This is a genomic window from Rhodopseudomonas sp. P2A-2r, assembly GCF_026015985.1.
Taxonomy (GTDB): domain Bacteria; phylum Pseudomonadota; class Alphaproteobacteria; order Rhizobiales; family Xanthobacteraceae; genus Tardiphaga.
This window is the reverse complement of record NZ_CP110389.1, coordinates 5,940,758-5,953,017: the sequence shown is the minus strand read 5'-3', so window position 1 is coordinate 5,953,017 and position 12,260 is coordinate 5,940,758. Positions and strand designations below refer to the sequence as shown.

The 12,260-nt window shown below is 63.5% G+C and carries 7 protein-coding genes and 2 pseudogenes; 2 read left to right on the top strand and 7 right to left on the bottom strand.

Annotation, left to right across the window (positions count from 1 at the left end):
- Window positions 1-32 precede the first annotated feature (32 nt).
- The 3 genes from ONR75_RS28680 to ONR75_RS28670 all read right to left on the bottom strand — a co-directional run bounded on the left by ONR75_RS28680 (window position 33) and on the right by ONR75_RS28670 (window position 3,399).
- On the bottom strand, window positions 33-1,994 hold the full coding sequence (locus ONR75_RS28680) for a methyl-accepting chemotaxis protein (protein WP_265080227.1): 1,962 nt from the start codon (window positions 1,992-1,994) through the stop codon (window positions 33-35).
- 165 nt (window positions 1,995-2,159) lie between these two features.
- On the bottom strand, window positions 2,160-2,591 hold the full coding sequence (locus ONR75_RS28675) for a response regulator (protein ID WP_265080226.1): 432 nt from the start codon (window positions 2,589-2,591) through the stop codon (window positions 2,160-2,162).
- Between the two features lie 130 nt (window positions 2,592-2,721).
- The gene (locus ONR75_RS28670) at window positions 2,722-3,399 is read right to left on the bottom strand and encodes a Crp/Fnr family transcriptional regulator (RefSeq protein ID WP_265083835.1); all 678 of its coding nucleotides are present in this window, start codon (window positions 3,397-3,399) and stop codon (window positions 2,722-2,724) included.
- 351 nt (window positions 3,400-3,750) lie between these two features.
- Here ONR75_RS28670 and ONR75_RS28665 point away from each other — a divergent pair, with 351 nt between their 5' ends.
- Window positions 3,751-4,509, top strand: a complete 759-nt coding sequence (locus ONR75_RS28665) for an ABC transporter ATP-binding protein (RefSeq protein ID WP_265080225.1) — start codon at window positions 3,751-3,753, stop codon at window positions 4,507-4,509.
- On the top strand, window positions 4,506-6,029 hold the full coding sequence (locus tag ONR75_RS28660; protein ID WP_265080224.1) for a permease: 1,524 nt from the start codon (window positions 4,506-4,508) through the stop codon (window positions 6,027-6,029). Before ONR75_RS28665 ends, ONR75_RS28660 begins: the two co-directional genes overlap by 4 nt.
- Before the next feature lie 32 nt (window positions 6,030-6,061).
- Here ONR75_RS28660 and ONR75_RS28655 read toward each other — a convergent pair.
- The 4 genes and pseudogenes from ONR75_RS28655 to ONR75_RS28640 all read right to left on the bottom strand — a co-directional run bounded on the left by ONR75_RS28655 (window position 6,062) and on the right by ONR75_RS28640 (window position 12,145).
- Window positions 6,062-8,310, bottom strand: a pseudogene (locus tag ONR75_RS28655) (xanthine dehydrogenase family protein molybdopterin-binding subunit).
- Window positions 8,311-8,320: 10 nt separating this feature from the next.
- Window positions 8,321-9,330 (bottom strand): annotated as a pseudogene (locus ONR75_RS28650) (FAD binding domain-containing protein).
- Window positions 9,327-9,815: a (2Fe-2S)-binding protein gene (locus tag ONR75_RS28645; RefSeq protein ID WP_265080223.1), complete on the bottom strand. Its 489-nt coding sequence runs from the start codon at window positions 9,813-9,815 to the stop codon at window positions 9,327-9,329. The pseudogene ONR75_RS28650 and the gene ONR75_RS28645 overlap by 4 nt, the downstream one beginning before the upstream one ends.
- A gap of 137 nt (window positions 9,816-9,952) precedes the next feature.
- Window positions 9,953-12,145, bottom strand: a complete 2,193-nt coding sequence (locus ONR75_RS28640) for a catalase (RefSeq protein WP_265080222.1) — start codon at window positions 12,143-12,145, stop codon at window positions 9,953-9,955.
- Window positions 12,146-12,260: the final 115 nt, after the last annotated feature.

The window sequence follows — 12,260 nt, the reverse complement described above, 5'->3', positions numbered from 1 at the left end:
GCGGTCATCCTCTTATCTGGGCGGCGTCAGGTTTACGCCGCTCTGACGTCGCGCAAAAATGCGTCGACCTGGGTCTTCAGATCCTCGCCGTTTTGCGACAGTTCTGCTGCCGAGTCGACCACGCGGCGGGCGGCGAGACCTGTTTCGCGCGCGGCGTCGTTGACCCCCGCAATATTCTCCGAGACCTCGCCGGTGCCGCGCGCGGCGTCGGCGACGTTGCGGGCGATCTCCAGGGTCGCGGCCCCCTGTTCCTCGACTGCTGCGGCGATGGCGCTGGCGATTTCACTGACGCGCCCAATGGTCGACGTGATGCCCTGAATCGAGTCCACCGACGATCTGGTGGCGTTTTGAATAGCGCTGACCTGGGCCGAGATCTCGTCAGTCGCCTTGGATGTCTGGGTGGCCAGCGCCTTGACCTCGGATGCCACCACGGCGAAGCCGCGGCCGGCTTCGCCGGCACGCGCCGCCTCGATGGTAGCATTGAGCGCAAGCAGGTTGGTCTGCGCCGCGATCTCGCTTATCAAACTGACCACATCGCCGATCTTCTGCGCCGCGGTGGCGAGGGTCTGTACTTCCGAGTAGGTCGTGTTGGCCTGATCGACAGCGTTGCCGGCGACCTTGGCGGATTCGTTGACCTGCTGGGCAATTTCGCTGATCGAGGCATTGAGTTCTTCGATCGCGGCCGCAACGGCCTGCGCGCTCTGGGTGGCTTCCTCGGATGCCGACGCAACTGCTGCGGTCTGCCGGGTTGCTTCGCCGGCGGTGGCAGCCATCGACTGCGCGGTGCTGCGCAACTCGCCCGCCGCCGTGCCGACGGCATTGACCACGCCGCCGACGCCTGACTCGAAACGCGCCGCCAGCATATTCATGGTTTCGCGACGGTCGGACAGGGACTGCTGGCGCTGCTTTTCCTGCGCTGCGCGCAGCGCGTCGGTCTCGATGAGTCCATCCTTGAAGATGACCACCGCGCCGGCCATCGAGCCGATCTCGTCCTTGCGGCCGGCGCCCGGCACCGCAATCGTGTGATTGCCCGCAGCGATGGTGCGCATCGCCGACTCCAGCGCACGGATCGGTCGTGCCATGCCGCGTCCCATCAGCGTCGCGATGACGCCAGCCAGCAGCAATACGCAGATCGACGCGATGATAAGCCAGTTCAGCGAGCTTTGCGTCAGCGCCGCATAGGCGCTCACGTCACGCACGATTTCGAACACGGCGACTGGATTGCCGGAGAAATTCTTGATGACACCGAAAGTGGTAGCCGAGGGGCGGCCGTTGATCTCGCCAAACTGGACTACCGTTTCGCCGGCCATGGCGCGGCGGATGGCGGCAGCGTCGGCAGTCGCGCCGGACATTGTGGAAGCGAGTGTCTTGGTGGCCTGACCGTCCAATTGATGAATCGCCACGTCGAGCTTGAAGCGGCTCTTCATGTTGTCGACGAAGGTCTTGCCGAATGGCGCCCCAATATCGACCGTTCCGATCAAGGTGTCGCCATCGAGCATCGGGCTGGTGCCGAAGATATTGAGGACGTCGCGGCCGGCTTCAATGCCTCCCACGGCCTTGCGGGTGTTGATGACCTGCACAGACATCTTGCGCCTTGCCGTCAGGTCGTCGCCGAAGGCCGTCACGTTGTGAGCGCGCGCGAAGGCGACCGCCGGCGGAATCTGGATGGTGATCAGTTCCAGACCGCTTGGCGCGATTCTCTGCATCGCTTCCTTGAGCAGCGCCAGCGTACCGGGCCGATCTTTGGCGCGCACAACATCCTTGAGCTGCTGCATCGACGCCAGTGCATCGGCAACTGCCAAGGCTGCGCGCGTGTCGGCGTTCAACGCGGCAGTCAGGTTAGCGTAGTCGTTTTGCGATTCACGTTTCGAGGCAATGTCGACGATGGACTGCTGCTGCCACATACTGAACGCCGCGAGCACGCCGCACGAACCTGCTGCAACCAACGTAATGGCCAGAATCATGCGTGCTGAAATTGACTTGAATGCCTGCATCGTGCCCCCCGCGAGCCACAGTAAGCAATTTGCCACGGCGTACCCCTTTTTGATTAGTAGGGTTTTCCCGTGAATGGGCTCTTAACGGTATTTTACCGCAGTGCACTACGTTAGCACCGTCGAGTAGGGGGGCCGGTTCCGTCTTGTCGTCCGCTATGGATCGCGTCAGGCGCGCGACACCGCGGCAGCGATCGGGGCGAAACTTGAAACGGACGGCGCTTGCCCGAGGCACCGGGCGATGTTCTCCAGCAAGACCGCCGACTTGAAAGGCTTCTGCAGGCTGCACGTGGCGCCAAGCTTGGTAGCCATGGTCAGGAAGTCTGGCGAAGGTGTGCACCTCGCGGAGAAGGCGTGGCCGGATATCACGATGATGGGAATGCCCGGTCGGTACTCGTGCACCTGTTTCATGGTTTCGAGACCATCCATGCCTGGCATGAAGATATCGACGATGAGGAGATCGAAGTCACGTTCGCGAAAGGTCTGCAATGCCTTGCGGCCGTCGCTGGCGCCGACGACATCATGACCGCTACGCTGAAGCAGAATCTTGACGATCTGCTGAACGGCTTCGTCGTCGTCGGCGATCAGGATGTTGGCCATCTATCGCAGCTCCCATCGGTTCCGTATCCACGGAAGTCCGATTCCCACTGGAAGTTGCGCCTAACTGATTTGATTCGCTGTACAATTTTGCTCGACGCTGGGTTGTGTGGATCGAGCAGCTTGCACGGCGTCAGACGTCGCGCTCGATTTGGGGCCTGTCGTTCAGGACGGCATTGAGCAGCGAGTTGTGGACCTCGATCTTGCCATTGTAGCTGATGAAGCCAAGCTTGCGGAACTTGTTCATGAAGAAGCTGACGCGCGAGCGTGTGGTACCGATCATCTCCGCCAGTGTCTCCTGACTGAGTTCGATCGCGATGGGCTGCGACGTGCCTTCCTTGCCGAAGTTGGCAAGGATGAGCAGCAATCGCGCAAGTCGCTTCTCACTCGAATTGAACAGCTGGTCGATCAGGTCCTCCTCCACGCGGCTGTTGCGCGTCAGCAGGTAGGTCATGAACAATTCGGAAAAGGCCGGCTCGGCATGGAGCGTGGCTATCATGGCAGCTTTGGTGATCGAGGTGATCAGGCAGGGCTCCAGCGCAGTGGTGGTCGCGATGCGCAGCGGATGGCCGTTCAGGCATCCTTCGCCAAAGAACTGTCCCTGCTCGAGGATGCCGACCACAGCCTCCTTGCCCTGTTCGGAAAGCACGGTGAGTTTGACCCGTCCTTTCTGAATGTAGAAGACCGAGTCGGCGAGTTCGCCCTGGCAGAAGATGGTCTGGTTACGCTGGTACTCGGCAATAGCCTTGCCTGCCCCGACGCGAGCGAGAAAGACCTTGGGATCGAACTCTTCCTTGAAAATCCTACTCACGGTCACCGCCTGTGCCGAATTCGAAACGCTACCAGCCGTATGTCCGGTATAGCACAAAGCCCGTATGGGTTGTAAGTTCCATTTTTTCTTCCATTGCGGGGTGGGAGCATTAACAATTCCCCGCCGGAGCCAGCGGGGCGCGCACAGTTCAGCGGTCCCTGGGCAAGGCTGATGCGGGATCCGAACCGGCGCAACGTGAGCAGGGATCCGCTGCGGCGACGCCGGCAGCGAGACGCGTCGCGGGAGCACCTTTGCCGGTAGTACAACATGCAGAATCGGACAGTGATGTTCATGGCGTAGCAATGAATTGCCGGCATGTTGCCTTGCAGTACCAAGCATGGATGCCGCCCCATGAGCCAGCAGCCGTTGCCATTCGCCCTCGAAGTCCGCGGGCTGACCAAGGTGTTCGACCGGCCTGCGGTCGATGCCCTCGATCTCACCGTCCGCGCCGGCGAGTTCTACGCCCTGCTGGGCCCCAATGGCGCCGGCAAGACCACGACTCTGCGCATGGTCGCCGGGTTGTTGCGGCCGGACGCCGGCTCGGTCCGGGTACTTGGCATCGATGCGCTGGCCGATCCGGTGGCCGCCAAACAGATCACGGCGTGGGTGTCGGACGAGCCGATGATCTACGACAAGCTCACCCCTCTGGAATATCTCGAATTCGTCGCCGGCCTGTGGGGTTGCGATCCCGTCATTGCCGAAGGCGCGGCGCGCGACCTGCTGGCGTCTCTCGGTCTTGGCGCGCATCTCCAGCAGCGTTGCGAAGGCTTCTCCAAGGGCATGCGTCAAAAAGTAGCGCTGGCCGGCGCGCTGGTGCATGAGCCCCGGCTGATCATTCTCGACGAGCCGCTGACCGGCCTTGACGCGGTCTCGGCACGTCACGTCAAGGGATTGCTGCAGGCGCGGGTGCAGGCCGGCTGCACGGTGATCATGACCACGCATATTCTCGAAGTCGCCGAGCGAATGGCCGATCGCATCGGTGTGATCGCGTCCGGGCGGTTGATCGCCGAAGGCACGCTGGCCGAACTGCGCCAGCAGAACGGGCAGGGCGACACCAGCCTCGAGGACATGTTCGTCGCGCTGGTCGAGAGCGAGCCGGTCGCGGCATGAGACCTGTCGCCGTCGTATCGTGGTTTGCCGGCCATGAGATCCGTCTTGCCTGGCGTGAACTGATCGGGATGCTCACCGCCGGCACGCGCTGGCGCAAGCCGGGTGTTGTGCTTGTCGTGGCGGCGCTGCTGCTATTCCTGCATCTGCCGGCCTGGGCCGTGGTCGGACGTTTTGCCGACATCCAGGCACCGCTGACTGGGCCGGCCCTGATCGTCATCACGGCCAGCGTCGTTCTCGCATGGGCCCTGATGCTGTCGCAGGCGATCGAGTCCGTGACGCGGGTGTTCTATGCGCGAGCCGATCTCGATCTGATCATGTCGTCGCCGGTGCCGCTCGCCAACATTTTTTCGGTGCGCATCGCGGCCATCGCGATGAGCGTGACGCTGATGGCGCTGCTGTTCTCCACACCGTTCGTCGATGTGCTGGTGCTCGGCGGCGGCGCCCGATGGTTCGCCGCCTATGGCGTTGTCGTTGCCATCGGGCTCTCGGCCTCGGCGGTGGCCATCGCGCTGACGATCGCGCTGTTCCGGCTGTTCGGGCCGGCACGGACACGGCTGATGGCACAGATCGTTTCGGCGGTGACCGGCGCCGGCTTCGTCATCGCGCTGCAGATCGCCGCGATCCTGTCCTACGGCACGCTGTCGCGCTTCGCCGTGCTGACCTCCGATACCGCCGCTCGCTTCGCGCCGGAAGCGGACAGCATGCTGTGGTGGCCGGCTCATGCCATGCTCGGCGACGGTGTGGCGTTGCTGCCGCTGCTGGCGGCCAGCCTGATCCTGCTTGGCGTCACCATGGCGCTATTCGCGCCGCGCTTTGGCGACTATGTCGCCGGCGTTTCGCCGAAGGTGGTGCGGACCGGTGGGCGGTCGCGGCCGTTCCATGCCGTCTCTCGCCAGGGCGCGCTGCGCCGCAAGGAATTGCGATTGCTCTGGCGCGATCCCTGGCTGGTGTCGCAGACGCTGATGCAACTCCTCTATCTGCTGCCCCCGGCGGTGATGCTATGGCGTAGCATCGGCGAGGGCGCTGGCGGTTTCATCGTGCTGGCGCCGGTGCTGGTCATGGCGGCGGGCCAGCTGGCCGGCGGTCTCGCCTGGCTCACCATTTCCGGCGAAGACGCCGCCGACCTTGTTGCCACCGCGCCGCTACCGGCGTCATCCATCACCCGCGCCAAGATCGAGGTGGTCCTGCTGATCATCGCGGCCGTATTTACGCCGTTGATCCTGGCGCTCCTGTTGGTGTGGCCCGAGCTGGCTGTCATCACCGCGTTGGCAAGCGTCTTCGCGGCCTGCTCGGCGACCGCGATCCAGTTGTGGTTTCGCGTGCAGGGCCGCCGCAGCCAGTTTCGCCGCCGCCAGACGTCGTCGCGCATCGCGACCTTTGCCGAAGCGTTTTCGTCGATCGGTTGGGCCGCCACCGCGGCGCTTGCGCTCGTGCTGCCAGCTGTTGCCGGGGTGACGGCCCTGCTGACCGTGGCGGTGATGGCCGGGACCTGGCGCATCAGTCCGGCCAGGGCGCGGTAGCGCATACCCGCTTCGACAGGTGCGGTCTCCCGTCAGTCCAGCAACTTGTCGATAGTGATCGGCAGGCTGCGGATGCGCTTGCCGGTGGCATGGTAGATGGCGTTGGCGACTGCCGCGGCGGTGCCCACGATGCCGATTTCGCCGAGGCCCTTGACGCCCAGCGGCGTCACTTCCGGGTCCGGCTCGTCGACGAAAATCACCTCGATATCGTCGATGTCGGCATTCACCGGGATGTGGTACTCGGCAAAGCTGGGTTCATGAAGCGGCCGAGGGTGTGATCCATCATGGTCTCTTCATGCAAGGCCATACCGATGCCCATCACCACGCCGCCGAGGATCTGGCTGCGTGCGGTCTTCGGGTTGATGATGCGCCCAGCGGCCACCGCATTGACGATGCGGGTAACGCGAATGACGCCCAACTCTTCATCGATCTTGACCTCGGCGAAGATCGCGCTGTGGGTGTTGCGCGACTTCTGCAGCTGGCTGATCATGCCGCTGAGGCCGCCCGAGGCGGTTTCCTCGACCTCGATGCTGTCGAGGCCAGCCGCGTGCATCGCATCGGCGAACGATACGCTGACCGATTGATCGGACTTCAACACCAAGCGACTTTGCTTAGTGTCGATGTCGTCCATGGTCGCGCCGCCGAGCGGATTGCCCTCGATCTTGGCCGCCGCCTTCAGCACCTTTGCTGCCACGGCCTCGCAGGCCATCTGCACTGCGGCGCCGACCGACGCTGCAACCCACGAACCGCCCTGCAGCGGCGAGGTCGCCAGGCTGGAATCGCCGAGCCGCGCGGTGATCTGCTCGACCGGCAGGCCGAGCGTGTCAGCGGCAACCTGGGTCATGACCGTGTAGGTGCCGGTGCCGATGTCGGAGGAGGCCGAGGCCACTTCGAGATGGCCGTTGGCGGACAGCTTTGCGCTGCAGGTGGTCTTCATGAACATGGCATCCCACATGCCGGTGGCGACGCCCCACCCGACCAGCTCCTTGCCGTCCTTCATGGAGCGCGGCTCGGACGATCTTTTGTCCCAGCCAAATTTCGCAGCGCCCTCGGCGAACGCCTCCTTGAGCGCCTTGCTGGTGAACGGCGTCCCGTTCATCTGGTCGATGTCGGAATAATTCAGCAGCCGAAACTGTATCGGATCCAGCTTCGCGGCATAGGCCATCTCGTCGATGGCCATTTCAAAGATGGTCATGCCTGTTGCCGCACCGGGGGCGCGCATGTCGCCGGATGTGTAGGTATCCACCGGCGCAATGGTATAGTCGCCGGAAGCATTCTTGCAGGCATAGTTCATCATGCCCCAGATCACCACGTCTTCCATGTTGTTCTCGAAGCGCGAGGTGGAGGTCGTGGCCTTGTTGATGATGGACGCTAGCTTACCGTCCGCGGATGCACCAAGCTGCACGCTCTGCACCGCCTCGGGACGATGCACGTGGCTGAACATCTGCTGCCGCGTCATCACCACCCGCACGGAGCGCTCCAGCAGTTTCGCTGCCATCACCGCAAGGTAGACCGCATATTGCGGCCGCAGTCCGGAGCCGAAGCCGCCGCCCACATAGGGGTTCATCACCCGCACATCGCTCTTGGAGAAGCCGAACACCGAAGCGAGATAGCCCTGTACGTTCTGCGGGCCCTGGGTCTTGTCGTGTACGGTGATCTTGCCGTCGCCTTCCCAGACCACGGTCGTGGCGTGCATCTCCATGGGATTGTGATGCTCAGTGGCGAGGTGATAGTCCGCCGACAGCTTCAGCGCCGCATCCTTGAATGCGCTCTCCGCATCGCCACGGTCTTTGGGCGGATGGAATGTCGAGCGCTTCTTCCTGGGCAGGAACTTCTCCGCCAGCGCCTTGTCGAAATCGGTGTTGTGCGGCTCCACGTCGTAGGACACCTCGACAAGCGCCGCCGCGTCGCGTGCGGCTTCAAGAGTCTCCGCCAGCACCAGCGCGACAGGCTGGGCGCTGAACAGGATCGTCTCATCATAGAGCGCACGAAACGGTTCGCCGGGCGGGCCGGCTTCTTCGGGGTAGGAACGGTCGAGCCAGGCAACATGCGGCCGATTGGCGTGGGTGACGATCTCGACTACGCCGGGCACCGCGCGTGCCGCGGTCTCGTCGATGGCGACGATCCTGCCCTTGGCAATGGCGCTGGACACGATCCAGCCGTACAGAAGCCCCGGCACAGGATATTCGGCAGCATAGCGCGCGCGACCGGTGACTTTTGCCAGGCCGTCGACGCGGTTGATCGCGCTGCCGATGCCCACGGAATCGATGCGGATATTCATAGGTCTCTCCTCAGGCGACGCGCTTGTCCGTTTGCGATTGCGGGGTGCCGTCTGACGCTTGTTGCAACGCGCGGACGATGGCCTTGCGGGCCAACGGGATCTTGAAATCGTTCTTGCCTTGGCCGACCGCGCCGTCCAGCAGGGCATCGGCGACGGCGCCGAACAGCGCTGGCGATGCGGCCTTGCCCTTGAGCAGGCTTTCGGCGGCGGGCGAGCGCCAAGGCTTGTGGGCAACGCCGCCCAGCGCAATCCGCGCTTCGCCGATCGATCCGCCGTCCATCTTCAACGCCACGGCAACCGATACCAGGGCGAAAGCATAGGACAGCCGGTCGCGCAGCTTGAGGTACGTGTAGTTGGCGCTGAAATCTTCGGCCGGAAGATCGATGGCCGTGACCAGTTCGCCGGGCTGCAGAGTGTTGTCGCGTTGCGGCTTGTTGCCGGGCAGGCGGTGATAGTCGCCGATCCGGATGGTGCGTTCGCCGCCGGCACCCGTGACGCGGACGCTGGCATCGAGTGCGGCAAGCGCCACGCACATGTCGGATGGATGGGTGGCGATGCAGGCGTCGCTGGCGCCGAGGATGGCATGGATGCGGTTGAGGCCGCCGATCGCCGAACAGCCCGAGCCGGGATCACGCTTGTTGCACGGCGCTGCCGTGTCGTAGAAATAATAGCACCGCGTGCGTTGATTAAGATTTCCGCCATTGGTCGCGGCATTGCGCAGCTGCGGACTGGCGCCCGCGAGGATGGCCGATGCGAGCAGCGGATAGCGCGCGGAGACGCGCTCGTCATAGGCGGTGTCGGCATTGGTCACGAGCGCGCCGAGCCGCAATCCACCCTCCGGCAGATCTTCGATGCGGTTCAGGGCAGCCGGTTGACGTCCACCAGCCGCGCGGGGCGCTCCACATTCTCCTTCATCAGGTCGACGAGGTTGGTGCCGCCGGCCAGAAACCGGGCGTCGGCGCCGCCGTTGTTGACGGCCGCGGCTACATCGGCCGCGCGGGTATAGCTGAAGCGGTTCACTTGGCGGCCTCCTGTGAGAGCACGTCGACGACGGCGTCGGCGATGTTGGTGTAGGCGCCGCAGCGGCACAGGTTGCCGCTCATCAGCTCCCGTACTTCGTCGCGGTTGTCGGCATGGCTTTCATTGATCAGGCCCTGGGCCGAGCAGATCTGGCCGGGGGTGCAATACCCGCACTGGAATGCGTCGTGATCCATGAAGGCCTGCTGCAGCGGGTGCGGCGAAGTCTCGCTCCCGAGCCCCTCGATGGTGACGATGTCGGCACCATCGCGCACGACAGCCAGCGTGAGGCATGAATTGATCCGCTTGCCGTCGATCAGCACCGTGCAGGCGCCGCACTGGCCGTGGTCACAGCCCTTTTTGGTGCCGGTAAGATCTTCGCGCTCGCGCAGCAGGTCGAGCAGCGTCACCCAGGGCTCGACAGCCATCTCCCGTCGCTTGCCGTTGATGGTCAGAGCGATCTCGACAAGATCCGATCGATCGCTCATTTCGGTTCGCTGTTCGCTAGAGGTGGCCAAGTCCATGACAAATTCTCCGATTCTGAACCGCTGCTGCGCCGTAGCTGCAACGATTGCGTGGCAAGATGCGGCGACGTGCCGGCTGAGGCACGTCGCTGTCTGCTGCGTCAGGCAGGGACGCTGTCGATCGCGCGCCGCGGAAAGCGATGCTGCATCATGGCTTCGACAAATGGAGCCACATCATCGCCCGTGATGATGCCATTGCCCTCGTCGGCATCGGGCAGGTTTGCCGCTTCCATGAGCTCGACGCCTTCCCCCATGAATGCGATCGGCTTGCCGTGACGGAACGCCTCGTTGACGAAGAGGATGGCAAGACCGGACTGCGCCAGCGCCGCGGCAGAATCGCCGCCGAGCACGATGACCCCGTCATAGATCACCGACGGTGCGTTGGGCGCAGCGCGGTTGACCTTCTGAGGCTTGCCCTTGGAATCCGCCACTGTACCGGCATGGGCGGCGATCAGCTCGACCACGGCTTGCTCGGCCTGCAATGACGTCAGCACAGCCTTGAACTGCGCGGTATCCATGCCGTCGCCACCGAGAACGGCGATGCGACGACCTTTGATACTGTCGCAAGGCTTGTCCATGCTGAGCGCCGGGGACGACAGGTCCTTGGCGTTCTTGCGCAGCGGACCGGACGGCGTCGGCGCCGACGGCGTCGGATTCTTCGCGTCGCCGACCGGCGCGATGGCAATGCCGGTCTGCGCCGACACGGCCTGGGCGAGGGGATCGGCGATGTTGACAAGGATCTCGTTCATGACGTGATGGCGGATGTCCTCGTTCTCGACCTGGTTGAGTTCGAAGGCGAAGGCCTCGGCGATATGTTGCTGCTCCCAGTCACTCATGCTGTTCCAGAACATGGTGGCCTGGCTGAAGTGGTCGGAGAAGCTGTCGCTGCGCTGCCGGATCTTGGTGGCGTCAATTTTCTCGCCATAGCTGACGAAAGCCTGTGCCCCTTCGGGAGAGTGCATCGGGCAACCGCCGCCGAGCCGGTTGGGGAAGTAGGCGACGCGGCCCTTGTTGATGGTAGTGCGGGCCATCGCATCGCGCTGGTTGTTGTGGACAGGGCAGAGCGGTCGGTTAATCGGCAGCTCGGCGAAGTTGGGGCCGACGCGGCGCAGCTGGGTGTCGGTATAAGAGAACAGCCGGCCCTGCAGCAGCGGATCGTTGCTGAAGTCGATGCCGGGAACGATGTGGCCGGTGTGGTAGGCGACCTGTTCGGTCTCGGCGAAGTAGTTGTCGGTGTTTCGGTTCAGCGTCATCTTGCCGACGCGGCGCACCGGTACGAGTTCTTCGGGAATGATCTTGGTGGGATCGAGCAGGTCGAAATCGAACTTGAACTCGTCCGTCTCCTCGACGATCTGCAGCCCCAGCTCCCATTCCGGATAATCGCCGCGTTCGATGGCTTCGAACAGGTCGCGGCGATGGAAGTCGGCGTCCTTGCCGGAGATTTTCTGCGACTCGTCCCACACCAGCGAGTGGACGCCCTTGATCGGCTTCCAGTGGAACTTGACGAAGACGGACTTGCCCTTGGCATTGACCAGCCGGAAGGTATGGACGCCGAAGCCTTCCATCATGGCGAGGCTGCGCGGCAGCGCGCGGTCGCTCATGACCCACATCAGCATGTGGGCGCTCTCCGGCGTCAGCGAGACGAAGTCCCAGAAGGTGTCATGGGCGGAAGCGGCTTGCGGAATCTCGTTGTTGGGCTCGGGCTTCACTGCATGGATGAGGTCGGGAAACTTGATGGCATCCTGAATGAAGAACACCGGCATGTTGTTGCCGACGAGGTCCCAGACGCCTTCCTTGGTGTACAGCTTGACGGCGAAGCCGCGCACGTCCCGCGGCGTGTCGGCGGAACCGCGCGATCCGGCGACCGTGGAGAAGCGCACGAATACCGGCGTCTTGCGCGAGGTATCGGTCAGTACGCCCGCCGAGGTGAACTCGGAAAGGTCCTCATAGAGTTCGAACACGCCATGCGCCGCCGCGCCGCGCGCATGCACTACGCGCTCCGGAATGCGCTCGTGATCGAAATGGGTGATCTTCTCGCGAAGGTGAAAGTCTTCCAGCAGCGTTGGGCCGCGCGGACCCGCCTTCAGCGAGTTCTGGTCGTCGGAGATCATCACACCCTGATTTCCGGTCATGGCTTCGCCGGGTTCCAGGGTGTCGCGGGCGAGGTCGGCATTCTTGCCGGTGTCGAGATCCAAGGACTGATTGTCCGCCGCCGTCGACGACTGACCGGACGAGCGGGCTTTCGGTGGGCGCGCGACGCCCTTCTTGGACGCGGCAGCCTTCTTTGTAGCCATGAAACACAACTCCGGTTGGGACATCTTTTGAGGAATTCCAAACCGCGTCGCAGGCTTTGCGTTCCCCACTATCGCGCCAACTACAATTTTTAATAATGGCGAGGAAACAGCGCGA

Bases quoted from the DNA above. Each gene is read 5' to 3' on its own strand.
- ONR75_RS28680 (WP_265080227.1), bottom strand. From the start codon at position 1,994: ATGCAGGCATTCAAGTCAATTTCAGCACGCATGATTCTGGCCATTACG.
- ONR75_RS28675 (WP_265080226.1), bottom strand. From the start codon at position 2,591: ATGGCCAACATCCTGATCGCCGACGACGACGAAGCCGTTCAGCAGATC.
- ONR75_RS28665 (WP_265080225.1), top strand. From the start codon at position 3,751: ATGAGCCAGCAGCCGTTGCCATTCGCCCTCGAAGTCCGCGGGCTGACC.
- ONR75_RS28660 (WP_265080224.1), top strand. From the start codon at position 4,506: ATGAGACCTGTCGCCGTCGTATCGTGGTTTGCCGGCCATGAGATCCGT.
- ONR75_RS28645 (WP_265080223.1), bottom strand. From the start codon at position 9,815: ATGAGCGATCGATCGGATCTTGTCGAGATCGCTCTGACCATCAACGGC.
- ONR75_RS28640 (WP_265080222.1), bottom strand. From the start codon at position 12,145: ATGGCTACAAAGAAGGCTGCCGCGTCCAAGAAGGGCGTCGCGCGCCCA.